Annotated in this window: 15 protein-coding genes; all 15 read right to left on the bottom strand. The window is 60.5% G+C overall.

Annotation, left to right across the window (positions count from 1 at the left end; translation table 11 throughout):
- Window positions 1-18: 18 nt before the first annotated feature.
- Window positions 19-759 carry an RNA polymerase sigma factor FliA gene (gene fliA / locus J4E42_RS12700; protein ID WP_007894214.1) on the bottom strand — a complete coding sequence of 247 codons (741 nt, stop codon included), beginning with the start codon at window positions 757-759 and terminating at the stop codon, window positions 19-21.
- Window positions 756-1,586, bottom strand: a complete 831-nt coding sequence (fleN, locus tag J4E42_RS12705) for a flagellar synthesis regulator FleN (RefSeq protein ID WP_008001746.1) — start codon at window positions 1,584-1,586, stop codon at window positions 756-758. The genes fliA and fleN overlap by 4 nt, the downstream gene beginning before the upstream one ends.
- A 116-nt stretch (window positions 1,587-1,702) precedes the next feature.
- Window positions 1,703-3,031, bottom strand: coding sequence for a flagellar biosynthesis protein FlhF (gene flhF, locus J4E42_RS12710; RefSeq protein WP_008024604.1), 1,329 nt, complete (start codon window positions 3,029-3,031; stop codon window positions 1,703-1,705).
- 11 nt (window positions 3,032-3,042) lie between these two features.
- A complete protein-coding gene (flhA, locus tag J4E42_RS12715; protein WP_008039816.1) occupies window positions 3,043-5,172 on the bottom strand; it encodes a flagellar biosynthesis protein FlhA in 2,130 nt (709 codons plus the stop codon).
- Between the two features lie 250 nt (window positions 5,173-5,422).
- On the bottom strand, window positions 5,423-6,562 hold the full coding sequence (gene flhB, locus J4E42_RS12720; protein WP_008039815.1) for a flagellar biosynthesis protein FlhB: 1,140 nt from the start codon (window positions 6,560-6,562) through the stop codon (window positions 5,423-5,425).
- Window positions 6,563-6,565: 3 nt separating this feature from the next.
- Window positions 6,566-7,351, bottom strand: a complete 786-nt coding sequence (gene fliR, locus J4E42_RS12725) for a flagellar biosynthetic protein FliR (RefSeq protein ID WP_207285368.1) — start codon at window positions 7,349-7,351, stop codon at window positions 6,566-6,568.
- Between the two features lie 3 nt (window positions 7,352-7,354).
- The gene (gene fliQ / locus J4E42_RS12730) at window positions 7,355-7,624 is read right to left on the bottom strand and encodes a flagellar biosynthesis protein FliQ (protein ID WP_008024593.1); all 270 of its coding nucleotides are present in this window, start codon (window positions 7,622-7,624) and stop codon (window positions 7,355-7,357) included.
- Window positions 7,621-8,379 (bottom strand): flagellar type III secretion system pore protein FliP, encoded by a 759-nt coding sequence (gene fliP, locus J4E42_RS12735; protein ID WP_008039813.1) that lies wholly within the window; start codon window positions 8,377-8,379, stop codon window positions 7,621-7,623. Before fliP ends, fliQ begins: the two co-directional genes overlap by 4 nt.
- On the bottom strand, window positions 8,379-8,822 hold the full coding sequence (gene fliO / locus J4E42_RS12740) for a flagellar biosynthetic protein FliO (protein WP_008039812.1): 444 nt from the start codon (window positions 8,820-8,822) through the stop codon (window positions 8,379-8,381). The genes fliP and fliO overlap by 1 nt, the downstream gene beginning before the upstream one ends.
- A complete protein-coding gene (gene fliN, locus J4E42_RS12745; protein WP_008039811.1) occupies window positions 8,823-9,281 on the bottom strand; it encodes a flagellar motor switch protein FliN in 459 nt (152 codons plus the stop codon).
- Window positions 9,282-9,350: 69 nt separating this feature from the next.
- Complete coding sequence (gene fliM, locus J4E42_RS12750) at window positions 9,351-10,319, bottom strand: flagellar motor switch protein FliM (protein WP_008024584.1); 969 nt, start codon at window positions 10,317-10,319, stop codon at window positions 9,351-9,353.
- A gap of 9 nt (window positions 10,320-10,328) precedes the next feature.
- Window positions 10,329-10,829, bottom strand: a complete 501-nt coding sequence (gene fliL, locus J4E42_RS12755) for a flagellar basal body-associated protein FliL (protein WP_207285369.1) — start codon at window positions 10,827-10,829, stop codon at window positions 10,329-10,331.
- 232 nt (window positions 10,830-11,061) lie between these two features.
- On the bottom strand, window positions 11,062-12,441 hold the full coding sequence (locus tag J4E42_RS12760; RefSeq protein ID WP_008024581.1) for a flagellar hook-length control protein FliK: 1,380 nt from the start codon (window positions 12,439-12,441) through the stop codon (window positions 11,062-11,064).
- Window positions 12,442-12,523: 82 nt separating this feature from the next.
- Complete coding sequence (locus J4E42_RS12765; RefSeq protein ID WP_008039803.1) at window positions 12,524-12,892, bottom strand: Hpt domain-containing protein; 369 nt, start codon at window positions 12,890-12,892, stop codon at window positions 12,524-12,526.
- A 30-nt stretch (window positions 12,893-12,922) separates the two neighbouring features.
- The gene (locus J4E42_RS12770) at window positions 12,923-14,626 is read right to left on the bottom strand and encodes a fused response regulator/phosphatase (RefSeq protein WP_032828562.1); all 1,704 of its coding nucleotides are present in this window, start codon (window positions 14,624-14,626) and stop codon (window positions 12,923-12,925) included.
- Window positions 14,627-14,631 lie beyond the last annotated feature (5 nt).

A 14,631-nucleotide genomic window follows, 5' to 3' on the forward strand; every position in this document is an offset into this window, starting at 1 on the left:
AGTGTCCCCACACTGCCTTCAGCGCGCTCGCCACTCCCCCAAACGCCCCCGCAAACGGGCCGCGCACTGGCTGTGTAACTGGCTGACCCGAGATTCGCTGACCCCCAGGACCTCACCGATTTCCTTGAGATTCAACTCTTCGTCGTAGTACAGCGCCAACACCAGTCGCTCACGCTCCGGCAAATTGGCAATCGCGTCCGCCAGCGCTGCCTGGAAGCGTTCATCTTCCAGATCGCGCGACGGCTCGAGATGAGCACTCGCGCCATCCTCATGCAGCCCTTCGTGTTCGCCGTCCTGCAACAGGTCGTCGAAACTGAACAAGCGGCTGCCCAGGGTGTCGTTCAAAATCCCGTAGTAATCGTCGAGACTCAATTGGAGTTCGGCCGCAACTTCGTGATCTTTAGCGTCACGACCGGTTTTAGCTTCAATCGAGCGAATTGCGTCGCTGACCATGCGGGTATTGCGGTGGACCGAACGTGGCGCCCAGTCCCCTTTGCGCACTTCATCAAGCATGGCGCCGCGGATCCGGATGCCCGCGTACGTCTCGAAACTCGCGCCTTTGCTGGCGTCATATTTGGTGGATACTTCAAGCAGGCCGATCATCCCGGCCTGGATCAGGTCTTCGACCTGGACACTGGCTGGCAGTCGCGCCAGCAGGTGGTAAGCAATGCGTTTGACCAGTGGCGCGTAACGCTCGATCAGCTCGTACTGCGCGTCACGCGCCGACTTCTTGTAGAGGTTGTAACCGCTGGCTGTCATAGCACGGGTCCTGCCGTTTGTTGCACGAGGCGCTCGACGAAAAACTCCAGGTGCCCACGCGGGTTGGCAGGCAGCGGCCAGGTATCGACCTTTTGTGCGATGGCCTTGAAAGCCAGGGAGCACTTGGAACGAGGGAAGGCTTCATAGACCGCGCGCTGCTTCTGCACAGCCTTGCGCACGCTTTCGTCGTACGGCACCGCACCAACGTATTGTAAGGCGACGTCGAGGAAGCGGTCCGTGACCTTGGTCAACTTGGCGAACAGGTTGCGGCCTTCCTGCGGGCTCTGGGCCATGTTGGCCAGGACGCGGAAGCGGTTCATGCCGTAGTCGCGGTTGAGCAATTTGATCAGGGCGTAGGCATCCGTGATCGAAGTCGGCTCGTCGCAGACCACCAGCAAGACTTCTTGCGCGGCGCGAACAAAACTGACTACCGAGTCACCAATACCCGCAGCGGTGTCGATCACGAGCACATCGAGGTTGTCGCCGATATCGCTGAACGCCTGGATCAGGCCGGCATGCTGGGCCGGACTCAGATGAACCATGCTTTGTGTGCCGGACGCGGCCGGGACGATGCGGATGCCGCCTGGCCCCTGCAACAACACGTCGCGCAGCTCACAGCGGCCTTCGATGACGTCGGCCAGGGTACGTTTGGGTGTCAGTCCCAACAGGACGTCGACATTCGCCAGCCCCAGATCGGCGTCCAGCAGCATGACGCGCCGGCCGAGCTCAGCTAGAGCCAGGGACAAGTTCACTGACACATTAGTCTTCCCGACGCCACCTTTGCCGCCGGTCACCGCGATCACCTGTACGGGATGCATGCTGCCCATGTTATTTCTTTACCTTGTCTTGCATAGACGGAGGCCACATTACTGGCTGCGCGTTCATCAACTGAACAATGCATGGCAGACCATCGATGTAGGTACAAAAACTGTTCATTAATACCTCAGCCAACCTGCTTGGTCGGGCTGTGATAAATATCAGCGAACATGTCAGCCATGGCTTCTTCGCTGGGTTCTTCCTGCATTTGCACGCTAACGGCGCGACTGACCAACTGATGACGACGCGGCAGATGCAGATCATCCGGAATACGCGGTCCATCAGTCAGGTAAGCCACCGGCAATTCATGACTGATCGCCAGGCTCAACACCTCGCCCAGACTTGCCGTCTCATCCAGTTTAGTCAGGATGCAGCCAGCCAGCCCGCAACGCTTGTAACTGTGATAAGCGGCGGTTAGAACCTGTTTTTGGCTGGTGGTTGCCAGAACCAGATAATTTTTTGATTTGATGCCACGACCGGCCAGGCTTTCGAGCTGCATGCGCAATGCCGGATCGCTGGCCTGAAGGCCCGCGGTATCGATCAGCACCACGCGCTTGCGCAGCAAAGGATCCAGCGCCTGCACCAGGGACTGGCCCGGATCGACGTGCGTCACCGACACATTGAGGATCCGGCCGAGGGTCTTGAGTTGTTCCTGGGCACCGATGCGGTAGCTGTCCATGCTCACCAGCGCGATGTTCTGCGCGCCGTACTTGAGCACGTAACGGGCCGCGAGCTTGGCCAGGGTGGTGGTCTTGCCCATGCCGGCAGGGCCGACCATGGCAATCACGCCGCCCTCTTCCAGTGGCTCGACTTCCGGTGTGGCGATCATCCGCGCCAGGTGCGCCAGCAACATGCGCCAGGCCTGACGAGGTTCATCAATGTCGGTAATCAGCTCCAGCAGATCGCGGGACAACGGACCGGACAAACCGATGCGTTGCAGGCGGCGCCAAAGGTTGGCCTGGGCCGGGCGGCTGCCTTGCAACTGATTCCAGGCCAGCGAACCGAGTTGTACTTCCATCAGTTCGCGCAGGCTGTTGAGTTCGAAACGCATCGAGTCGAAGGCACGCGGATCAACACCGGTCGCGGCAGGCGCGGGGGCCGGTGCCGGGCGACGAGGTTCAGCGTAGGTCGGCTCGATCAGTGGCTCGGCGGCAGTCAGCGGCAGGCCGGCGAACAACTGGCGATTGGTGGACTTGTCGCTCTCGCCATCGCTGCGCAGGCTCAGTTCGGCCTGGGCGGTGACGATCCGCGACTGGGTCTTGCGCAGCTCATCCTCGAGTTCCATGTTCGGAACACGCGGGGCCAGCGCCGACAGTTTGTAATCCAGAGCGGCCGTCAGCTCGACACCACCGGCGATCCGGCGGTTGCCAATGATGGCGGCATCAGCGCCCAGCTCATCACGAACCAGCTTCATGGCCTGACGCATATCGGCGGCGAAAAAACGCTTAACTTGCATAAACCACTACCTCAGCCGTTGGGCCCTACTGTCGCAACGATGGTCACTTGCTTGTTGTCAGGGATTTCCTGGTAAGCCAACACATGCAAACCCGGGACTGCCAGTCGGCCGAATCGCGACAGCATCGCGCGAACCGGGCCGGCCACCAGCAGAATCACCGGCTGACCTTGCATTTCCTGACGCTGCGCCGCATCGATCAACGAGCGCTGCAGTTTTTCAGCCATGCTTGGCTCCAGCAGAACGCCCTCTTCCGAGCCTTGTCCTGCCTTCTGAAGACTATTGAGCAATATTTGTTCCAACCTTGGCTCCAAGGTGATAACTGGCAGCTCCGACTCAGTCCCCACAATGCTTTGGACGATTGCACGAGATACGCCGACGCGGACGGCGGCCACCAGCGCGGCAGTATCTTGACTCTTGGCGGCATTGTTCGCGATCGCCTCGGCGATGCTGCGAATGTCCCGTACGGGCACCTGTTCGGCCAGCAACGCCTGGAGCACCTTGAGCAACTGCGACAACGAAACCACGCCCGGCACCAGCTCTTCCGCCAGTTTTGGCGAGCTTTTGGCCAGCAATTGCATGAGTTGCTGCACTTCTTCGTGGCCAATCAGCTCACTGGAGTGCTTGTACAGAATCTGGTTCAAATGGGTTGCCACTACCGTACTGGCATCGACCACGGTGTAACCGAGGGATTGTGCCTGTGCGCGCTGACTCACTTCGATCCAGACCGCCTCCAGCCCGAAAGCCGGATCTTTGGCGGTAATACCGTTGAGCGAACCGTAGACCTGACCTGGGTTGATCGCCAGCTCGCGATCCGGATAAATCTCCGCTTCGGCCAGGATCACCCCCATCAGAGTGAGGCGATAGGCGCTCGGTGCGAGGTCGAGGTTGTCACGGATATGCACAGTCGGCATCAGGAAGCCCAGATCCTGGGACAGCTTTTTACGCACACCCTTGATCCGCGCCAGCAGCTGACCACCCTGATTGCGGTCCACCAGCGGAATCAGACGATAGCCGACTTCCAGGCCAATCATGTCGATCGGCGTCACATCGTCCCAGCCAAGCTCCTTGGTTTCCTGAGCGCGAGCCGGCGATGGCAGCAATTCCTGCTGACGCTTGACCTCTTGCAGGGCCTGAACCTTGACGATGTTCTGCTTCTTCCAGAACAGGTACGCGCCACCGGCCGCCAGGGCCGCCATGGTCAGAAAGGAAAAGTGCGGCATGCCGGGCACCAGGCCCATCACTGCCATCAGGCCCGCTGCCACGGCCAGCGCCTTGGGCGAGGCGAACATCTGGCGATTGATCTGTTTGCCCATGTCTTCCGAACCGGAAGCACGGGTCACCATGATCGCTGCAGCTGTAGATAACAACAGTGATGGCAATTGCGCCACCAAACCGTCACCGATGGTCAGCAACGCGTAAACCCTGCCCGCATCACCGAAGGTCATGCCGTGCTGGAAGATACCGACCGCCATGCCGCCGATCAGGTTGATGAACAGAATCAGCAAACCGGCGATGGCATCGCCACGCACGAACTTGCTGGCACCGTCCATGGAACCGTAGAACTCGGCTTCCTGGGCCACTTCCATCCGGCGCATCTTGGCCTGGTTCTGATCGATCAGGCCGGCGTTCAAATCGGCGTCGATCGCCATTTGTTTGCCGGGCATCGCATCGAGGGTGAAACGTGCGCTCACCTCGGAAATCCGCCCGGCACCCTTGGTTACCACGACGAAGTTGATGATCATCAAAATCGCGAAGACCACGATACCGACCACGTAGTTACCGCCGATCACCACCTCACCGAACGCCTGGATCACCTTACCGGCGGCGGCGTGGCCGTCCTGCCCGTGGAGCATCACCACTCGCGTGGAGGCCACGTTCAGCGCCAGTCGCAACAACGTTGCCACCAGCAGAATGGTCGGGAACACCGCGAAATCCAGCGGTCGCAACGCGTAGACGCAGACCAGCAGCACGACGATCGACAGCGCGATGTTGAACGTGAAGAACACGTCCAGCAGGAACGGCGGCACCGGCAGCATCATCATGGCCAGCATGACCAGCAGCAACAACGGCACGCCCAGATTGCCCCGACTTAAGTCGGCAACGTTTGTGCGGGCACTGTTGAGTAACTGAGAGCGATCCACCGGTTTTCCCCGTTCCTTTAAAGCAAACTTTTGACGCCTGAAGCAGACGCAGGGCGGCTACTGCAAGAAGCCTTCCAACTTTTGCCGGGAGCTTGGAACAGAGGGGATAATCGAAAGATTCAGGGTGTCTGGACCGGCCTCATCGCGAGCAGGCTCGCTCCCACATTCGACCGCATTCCTATTGGGAGAACGCGGTTAAAGGTGGGAGCGAGGCTTGCCCGCGAAGGCGTTGGCACGACTAGCGCAAAACTCAGGAATCGCGGCGCAGATCCGGTGGAATCGGCAAGTCATCCTTGAGCGGATCCGGCCGCTTGCCCTTGCCCGCGCGGTGCTGTCGGATCTGGTAGACGTAGGCCAATACCTGAGCGACGGCCAGATAAAGCCCGCCAGGAATTTCCTGCTCCAGCTCCGTGGAGTAATAGATCGAACGCGCCAGGGCCGGAGACTCCAGCAGCAGCACTTCGTTGGCCACGGCGATTTCACGGATTTTCAGGGCCAGGAAATCACTGCCCTTGGCAATCAGCATCGGCGCCGAGCCCTTGTCCGGGTCGTATTTGAGCGCCACGGCATAGTGAGTCGGGTTGGTAATGACCACATCGGCCTCGGGGATGGCCGCCATCATCCGGCGCTGGGACATCTCGCGCTGCAACTGGCGAATGCGCTGCTTGACCTCCGGCCTCCCCTCCTGATCCTTGTGCTCGTCGCGCACTTCCTGCTTGGTCATCAGCAGCTTCTTGTGGCTTTCCCAGAGCTGCACCGGCACGTCGACGGCGGCGATGATGATCAAGCCGCACGCCATCCACAGGGTGCTCCAGCCGACCACTTGCAGGCTGTGAATGATCGCCATTTCCAACGGCTCGTGCGCAATGCGCATCAGGTCGTCGATGTCGGAATTCAACACCGCCAGCGCGACGAACAGCACAATGAAGAACTTCGCCAGGGCCTTGAGCAGTTCCACCAGCGCCTTGGCCGAGAACATCCGCTTCAGCCCCGCACCGGGGTTCATGCGACTGAATTTCGGCGCCATCGAGCCTGCCGCGAACAACCAGCCACCGAGGGAAATCGGGCCGAGAAATGCCGCCAGCAGCAAGGTGATCATCACCGGCTGAATCGCCAACAGGGCAATCTGCCCCGAGTGCAGGAGGAAGGTGCCCATGCTGCGCTGATCCAGAATCACTTCCCGCGACAGCGTGAAGTTCATGCGCATCAGCTCCATCATGTCCTGCGCCAAAGCCCCGCCGAAAATCAGCAGCGCACCGGCACCGGCAAGCATGATCGCCAAGGTATTGAGCTCTTTGGAGCGCGCAATCTCGCCCTTGTCCCTGGAGTCCTTTTTACGTTTCTCCGTGGGGTCTTCTGTTTTGTCCTGACCGCTTTCGCTCTCAGCCATGACTCAGCGCGCCCGTGCCAGTTCGCGCAACCACTGCAAGGCCTCGGTAGCCAGCGGTTGGTACTGATTGATGATGTCCGCCAGCCCGACCCAGACAATGAACAGCCCGAGCACCAGGGTCAGCGGGAAGCCGATGGAAAAGATGTTCAGTTGCGGCGCGGCGCGGGTCATCACGCCAAACGCGATGTTGACCACCAGTAGCGCGGTGATCGCCGGCAGCACCAGCAACAATGCCGCACCCAGCACCCAACCGAGCTTGCCGGCCAGGTCCCAGAATTGCGAAACCATAAAGCCGCTACCGACCGGGAGCGTGGTGAAACTTTCAGTGAGAATTTCGAAGACCACCAAGTGGCCATTCATGGCCAGGAACAACAGCGTCACCAGCATGGTGAAGAACTGCCCGATCACCGCCACCGACACGCCGTTGGTGGGGTCGACCATCGACGCGAAGCCCATGCCCATCTGAATCGAAACGATCTGCCCGGCGACCACGAAGGCCTGGAAGAACAGTTGCAGGGCGAACCCCATCACCGCACCAATGAGGATCTGCTCGGCAATCAGCAGCAGCCCGCTCAAGTCCAGTGCATTGACCGGCGGCATTGGTGGCAACCCGGGCGCAATCACAACCGTGATCGCCAGAGCGAAATATAGACGCACCCGCTGGGGCACCAGGGTCGTACCGAAAACCGGCATGACCATCAGCAAGCCTCCGATGCGAAACAGGGGCAACATGAACGTCGCCACCCAGGTGCTGATCTGGGTATCGGTCAGTTGCAGCAGTGACTGCATGGCTTAGCCGATGACCCGAGGAATATTGCCGTACAACTGCAGGATGTATTCCATGAACGTCTGCACCAGCCACGGACCGGCAACGATCAGCGTCACCAGCATGACCAGCAGGCGCGGCAAGAAGCTCAGGGTTTGTTCGTTGATCTGCGTAGCCGCCTGGAACATCGCGACCAGCAGCCCCACCAGCAGACTCGGAATCACCAGCACGGCGACCATCATGGTGGTCAGCCAGAGCGCTTCACGAAAGATGTCTACCGCGACTTCCGGCGTCATGGCGAAACACCGCCGAAGCTACTCGCCAATGTCCCGATGATCAGCGCCCAGCCATCCACCAGCACGAACAGCATGATCTTGAACGGCAGGGAAATGATCAGCGGCGAGAGCATCATCATACCCATGGCCATCAGCACACTGGCGACGACCAGGTCGATGATCAGGAACGGAATGAAGATCATGAAGCCGATCTGGAACGCGGTTTTCAGCTCGGACGTGACGAAGGCCGGCACCAGAATGGTCAGCGGCGCCTGATCCGGCGTGGCGATGTCCGTGCGCTTGGACAGGCGCATGAACAATTCCAGATCACTGCTGCGCGTCTGCGCCAGCATGAAGTCCTTGATCGGCACCTGAGCCTTGGCCACGGCATCCTGCGCGGTGAGTTTTTCCGCCAGATACGGCTGCAAGGCATCCTGATTCACCCGGTCAAACACCGGCGCCATGATGAACAGGGTCAGAAACAGCGCCATGCCCGTGAGGATCTGGTTCGACGGCGTCTGCTGCAGGCCCAGAGCCTGACGCAGGATCGAGAAGACGATGATGATCCGCGTGAAGCTGGTCATCAGCATGACGAACGCCGGAATGAAACTCAGCGCGGTCATGATCAACAGGATTTGCAGGCTGACCGAGTATTCCTGAGCACCCTGGGCGTTGGTGCCCAGGGTGATCGCCGGGATCGACAACGGATCGGCGGCGAAGGCCAGCGGCGCGGCCAGCATCAGGGCCAGCGTCAAGATGATGCGTAGCGCACCCATTACTTCTTATCCTTCTGATCCTTGCCCATCAGTTCCATCAGGCGCAGGGCAAATTCCGGGGTCGCTTTCTCGGTGACCGGTACGTGCACCGGCTCCTTGAGCACATGCAGCGCGGTGATGGTGCCGGGGCTCAAACCGAGCAGGATCTGCTCATTGCCGACCTGCACCAGCATCAATCGGTCACGCGGACCCAGCGCCCGGGAACCGATCAACTCGATCACCTGCGCCTTGCCCGCCGGTCCGGCCTGCTGGACCCGGCGCAGCAGCCAGGCGAGGAAGAAGATCAACCCCAGCACCAACAGCAGACCGAGCACCAACTGCGTCAACTGGCCCGCCACACCGCTACTGACAGCAGGTGCGGCAGCCACCGCAGCATTAGCAACCGGTTCGGCCGCCAACGCACTGAACGGCAAGGCCAGTAACAACCCCAAAAGCTTTTTCACTCAGCGCAGCTTCTTGATGCGTTCGCTTGGGCTGATCACGTCAGTCAGGCGGATGCCGAACTTCTCGTTGACCACCACCACTTCACCGTGAGCGATCAACGTACCGTTGACCAGCACGTCCAGCGGCTCACCGGCCAGGCGATCGAGCTCGATCACCGAACCCTGGTTGAGCTGCAGCAGGTTACGGATGTTGATGTCGGTGCTGCCGACTTCCATGGAAATCGACACCGGGATGTCGAGGATCACGTCCAGGTTCGGACCGTCCAGGGTTACCGGATCGTTGTTTTTCGGCACGCTGCCGAATTCTTCCATCGGCAGACGGTTCGACGACGAACCAGCAGCGTCAGCCGCCAGCAAGGCGTCAATGTCGTCCTGCCCGGCATCGCCGGTTTCTTCCAGGGCCGCAGCCCATTCGTCAGCCAGCGCCTGGTCGTCCTGGGTATTCATATCGTCAGCCATCATGTGTCCTCGGCGGGCAACCCATCAGAGGGCAGCCGTCAGTTAAAAGCGAATATGTAGAGGCGCCGGTCAACGGCGCTCGATCGGCTCGATCACTTGCAACGCAAGGTTGCCTTTGTGCGAGCCCATCTTGACCTTGAACGCAGGCACGCCGTTGGCGCGCATGATCATTTCTTCCGGCATTTCGACCGGGATAATGTCCCCCGGCTGCATGTGCAGAATGTCGCGCAGGCGCAACTGGCGACGGGCAACCGTGGCGCCGATCGGCACGTCGACGTCGAGCACGTCCTGGCGCAGGGCATTGACCCAACGCTCGTCCTGATCGTCGAGGTCCGACTGGAAGCCGGCGTCGAGCATTTCGCGTACCGGCTCGATCATCGAGTACGGCATGGTCACGTGCAGGTCGCCGCCACCGCCATCGAGTTCGATGTGGAAGGTCGACACCACAATGGCTTCGCTCGGGCCGACGATGTTGGCCATGGCCGGGTTCACTTCCGAGTTGATGTACTCGAAGTTCACTTCCATGATCGCCTGCCAGGCTTCCTTCAGATCGACGAAGGCCTGCTCCAGCACCATGCGCACCACACGCAGTTCGGTCGGGGTGAATTCACGCCCTTCGATCTTCGCGTGGCGGCCGTCGCCGCCGAAGAAGTTGTCCACCAGTTTGAACACCAGTTTGGCGTCGAGGATGAACAGCGCCGTGCCGCGCAACGGTTTGATCTTGACCAGGTTGAGGCTGGTCGGCACGTACAGCGAGTGCACGTATTCGCCAAACTTCATCACCTGCACACCACCGACGGCAACGTCCGCCGAGCGGCGCAGCATGTTGAACATGCTGATGCGGGTGTAGCGGGCGAAACGCTCGTTGATCATTTCCAGGGTCGGCATGCGTCCACGGACGATGCGATCCTGGCTGGTCAGGTCGTAGCTTTTGACACTGCCGGGTTCGGCAGCGGTATCGGTCTGTACCAGACCATCGTCGACACCATGCAACAGCGCATCGATCTCATCCTGGGACAGCAGGTCCTGCACGGCCATGTCGTGTTCCTACTGCAGTACGAAATTAGTGAAAAGCAACTGTTCGATGACCACTTTGCCGAGCTCTTTCTGCGCCACTTCCTGGACGCTGGCCGTGGCTTTCTGGCGCAGCATTTCCTGACCGACCGGCGACGCCAGGGTCGCGAAATCCTGCCCGGAGAACAGCATGACAAGGTTGTTGCGGATGACCGGCATGTGGACTTTCAGGGCTTCCAGGTCAGCCTGATTGCGGCCCTGCATGGTGATGCTCACCTGCATGAAGCGCTGGCGGCCGTTCTGGTTGTAGTTGGCCACGAAGGCCGGCGCCATTTGCTCGAAAACCGCTGGTTGCTTGCCGGCCGGGGCAGTTTCAACCACGGCGACAGGCTTGCTCTGAGCGCTGTGCATGAAGAACCAGGTCGCTCCCACGGACAAGCCGATCGCCAGCAGCAGGGCCACCACGATCACAATGATCAGCTTGATTTTGCCTTTGGTTGCGGGGTCTTTTACTACTGCTTCGCTCTTCGCCATGCCAATAATCCGTCACTATTCGGGTTTTCACAGTCGCACGGCAAGGCAAGAGCAAGTGTTATGCCAGAAGTGTCGGGAGACAGGGGACGGCGGATGACGATTCACCACAAAACAAATGTGGGAGCGAGCCTGCTCGCGATTGCGGTGCAACAGTCGATGAAGATATTGACTGTCAGTGCCTCATTCGCCGGCAAGCCGGTCTCGCTCCCACAGGGTTTGGTGCCTGACTAATTCAGGCGTAGTAGTCGACGGCGCTGGAGCCGATGACACTGGTGGTGCTGGCCGCGACTTCGGCAACGGTCGGCGCGAGTTCTTCATCCACGCCATCGAGGCGACCACCGCTGGCGTTGCTGCGCCCGCCCTGCCCCTGCTGAGCCTGTTGTTCCTGACCCTGCCCCTGCCAACCACGCGACTGGTCGGACACGTTGACATCAACCTGCCCCATGCCCTGCTGCGCGAACATGTCACGCAAGCGGTGCATCTGGCCATCGAGCGCTTCGCGAACGCTTGGATGCGCGCTCATGAAGGTCACTTGGGTCTGCTGGTCCGGCACCATGTTCACCCGAATGTCGAGACGACCCAGTTCGGCCGGTTGCAACTGGATATCGGCCGCCTTGAGATTGGCGCTGGACAGGTACATGACCCGGTTCACGATTTCTTCGGTCCAGCCGCTTTGATTCATCGTGATCGGCTGATTCACCGGTACCGCGTTGGCGGTTTTCGGTGTAGCTGCCTGAGTCAGCGCCGCCAGACGGTTGGCGAAGTCGTCGACGCGGGTATCGCTGCTCGCCGACTTCAAGTCCTTGAGGCCGTCATCGATCAACCCACTGAAGGTTTTCTCACCGCCCTGGCTGGTACTGTCCTTGTCCGCCTGCACATCGAGCATGCCCGCCATGCCGGCGGCAAAGTTCTGCGCCGAGGTGGGTTCGCCATCAGCCTGGGCCTGAGCAGCCGTCGGCGCTGCCTTGGGTTGCGCCTGACTGGCAGCGGAAATATGACCGCCCTGTTCCATGGCCATGCGCACGGCCGGCAGCGCATCCAGCGGATCGGCTTCAGGATCGAACGCGTCATCCGCCGGTGCGGCAACCTGTACCGCCGCCACTGGCGCAGCAACAGGAGGCGCCTGCACTTGCGGCTGCTCAGTGACCACCACTGGCGGTGCTTGCGGAACCGGAGCTGCCACCACGGCTTGCAACGCTGGCAGCAATGACGGATCGAGAGCCGGATCAACCGGCGCCGTGTCGACGACTACCGGGGTTTCTGCGGTATCCGCGGCAGCTGCGGCATCATCGCTGGCAGCCTTGTCGTCGGCCGGTGCCGGTTTATCGGCGGGCAAGGTTTTGCCGCTATCGGCAACCGTCGGTTCCGGGGCGGCAGCATTGTCGTTGCCGACGCTCTTTTTATCGGGGCTGTCCGGGGCTTTATCGCGCACCGGCTTCGGCGATCCATCGGTGGCCGCCGAGGGCTTGTTCTGGGCTTGATTGGCGTAGACCTGAGCGAAGCTGGAGGCTTTGTCCCCGGGCTCAGCGGACAGCGCCGGTGGATTGGCGGAGGCGGCTTGAGTCTTGGCCTGAGCGGCGGCCTGAAGAAGAATATTGGGGGTAACGGGCATGAAACGGTCTCCGCTGCACTGGGATCGTAGGTACAGTTGCGGAGATTGCTGCAAGGGTTGCGCCAGTTTTGTTCGAACGGTGCTAAAAACGCCGGACGGTCGCACTGCCAGCGAGAGAGCGCTGGCGCTCTGCTTCGTAGAGGGTGCGGATAATCGCGAATTCACTATCGATTTCGCTGATCAGTTTCTCGATGCCTTCCAGCGACTCCTGCTTGCTTCGCTGCTCAAGCTCATTGCACAACTGCGCAAGGCGAATGGCGCCCATGTTGCTGCAACTGCCCTTGAAACTGTGCGCAGTGGCACCGAGCGTCTCTGCATCGTCAGCCTTGTGCAGCTGACTCAAGCGCTCTATGGAATCGGCAAGAAAAGTACCCAGCAACATCGGATACTCATCCTCCATGACTTCTTGCAACGCGCTCAGCACGTCGCGATCCAGATGTGTGTCAGCCACTTGCTCACTCCTTGATCAAGAATGCGCGGATTATGCCAGAGCCTCCCAGAAAAATTCCACGCGGGCACTACGACCATCGTCGGACCAGTTGGCGTTACGGCTCAACTGGCGGATCAGACTGACCCCGCGTCCCGACAGACGGGCACCATCGAGGGGGCGCGCCATCACCCTGTCGACATCAAAACCCTTGCCACTGTCTTCGACACGAATCGTCAGGCAACCACCCTCGCCTTTGGGCGCGACCTGCAAATGCAGCCGCACATAGCCGTCCTGCAGCTCGTCCAGACGTGCATTGCGTTGTTGATAATAGCGGGCAAAACCCGAGGCATCGCGTTTCAGGCTTGAGTCCAGCCCCAGCACGCCGTGCTCCAGTGCATTGGAGTACAACTCCGCGAGCACACTGTAAAGCGCACCGCTCTGGGCGCGCAAACCATGCACTTCCAGCAGCAACTGCAAAAGATACGGCAATGGATTGAAGCGCTTGAGGGTGGCCGCACGAAACTCGAAACTCACCGACCAGTCCAGCGGGCAGGACTGACCGCTATCGGAATACACCAGGGCCGGCGGACTCAGCTGTGCAGCCTCCAACAGGCTGACTTCGACCATGCTGACATCGTCGCGAGCCTCACCGCGAAAATCCCGCAGCGCCTGTTCGATCTCCTCGAACAGCTGATCCGGCCGACGATTGGCCGCAAACACCCGCTGCAATCGCTCGACGCCGAACAACTGCTCATTGGCATCGCACGTATCAATCACCCCGTCAGACAACAGGAACACCCGATCCCCGACCGCCATCGGAAACACTTCGGTGCGGTCGTCGAACGTCTGCGGGCTCAGCACGCCCAGCGGCAAATGCCGAGCGGTCAGCTGTGTGCGCTCGCCGCTGGCAATACTGTGCAGGTAACCGTCCGGCATCCCGCCGTTCCAGACCTCCACCGAGCGCCGCTGAAAACTCAGGCACAGCAGCGTCGCACAACAGAACATGTCCACCGGCAGGATGCGCTTGAGCTTGGCGTTCATCTCGCGCAGGGTTTCCGACAGGCCATAACCCTTGGCGGTCATGCCGTAGAAGACCTCGGCCAGCGGCATCGCCCCGACGGCGGCCGGCAAGCCATGGCCGGTAAAATCGCCGAGCAGCACGTGCATGTCGCCGGCCGGCGTGAACGCCGCGAGCAGCAAATCACCATTGAACAGCGCATAAGGCGATTGCAGGTAGCGGATGTTGGGGGCGTTCAGGCAGCCGGAATGGGCGACCTTGTCGAACACGGCCTTGGCCACACGCTGCTCGTTGAGCAGGTAATCGTGGTGCCTGGCAATTTGGTCGCGCTGCTCCAGCACGGTGGCCTGCAATCGGCGCAAACGGTCCATTGCCTTGATTTTGGCGGCGAGGATCACCTGGTTATAGGGTTTTGCCAGAAAGTCGTCACCGCCAGCCTCCAGACAGCGCGCCAAGGCTTCGCTTTCGCTCAGCGACGTCAGGAAGATGATCGGCACCAGGGTTTCCCCGGCCAGTGCCTTGATCTGCCGTGCTGCCTCGAAACCGTCCATCACCGGCATCATGGCGTCCATCAAGACCAGTTGCGGTCGTTGTAAGCGAAACGCTTCGACCGCTTCGGCACCGTTGGCCGCCGTCAGGACTTCATGACCCTGGCGACGGACGATACTCGACAGCAGCATGCGGTCGGCCGCGCTGTCTTCGGCAATCAGGATCGTCAGCGGCTCGAGCGGCTGCACGTTGG

Origin of the sequence: Pseudomonas sp. FW300-N2A2 (assembly GCF_017351735.1) — a bacterium.
GTDB lineage: Bacteria > Pseudomonadota > Gammaproteobacteria > Pseudomonadales > Pseudomonadaceae > Aquipseudomonas > Aquipseudomonas migulae.

Excerpts from the sequence above, each read along its gene's own strand:
- fliA (WP_007894214.1), bottom strand. The coding sequence starts at position 759 with ATGACAGCCAGCGGTTACAACCTCTACAAGAAGTCGGCGCGTGACGCG.
- fleN (WP_008001746.1), bottom strand. The coding sequence starts at position 1,586 with ATGGGCAGCATGCATCCCGTACAGGTGATCGCGGTGACCGGCGGCAAA.
- flhF (WP_008024604.1), bottom strand. The coding sequence starts at position 3,031 with ATGCAAGTTAAGCGTTTTTTCGCCGCCGATATGCGTCAGGCCATGAAG.
- flhB (WP_008039815.1), bottom strand. The coding sequence starts at position 6,562 with ATGGCTGAGAGCGAAAGCGGTCAGGACAAAACAGAAGACCCCACGGAG.
- fliR (WP_207285368.1), bottom strand. The coding sequence starts at position 7,351 with ATGCAGTCACTGCTGCAACTGACCGATACCCAGATCAGCACCTGGGTG.
- fliQ (WP_008024593.1), bottom strand. The coding sequence starts at position 7,624 with ATGACGCCGGAAGTCGCGGTAGACATCTTTCGTGAAGCGCTCTGGCTG.
- fliP (WP_008039813.1), bottom strand. The coding sequence starts at position 8,379 with ATGGGTGCGCTACGCATCATCTTGACGCTGGCCCTGATGCTGGCCGCG.
- fliN (WP_008039811.1), bottom strand. The coding sequence starts at position 9,281 with ATGGCTGACGATATGAATACCCAGGACGACCAGGCGCTGGCTGACGAA.
- fliM (WP_008024584.1), bottom strand. The coding sequence starts at position 10,319 with ATGGCCGTGCAGGACCTGCTGTCCCAGGATGAGATCGATGCGCTGTTG.
- fliL (WP_207285369.1), bottom strand. The coding sequence starts at position 10,829 with ATGGCGAAGAGCGAAGCAGTAGTAAAAGACCCCGCAACCAAAGGCAAA.
- J4E42_RS12760 (WP_008024581.1), bottom strand. The coding sequence starts at position 12,441 with ATGCCCGTTACCCCCAATATTCTTCTTCAGGCCGCCGCTCAGGCCAAG.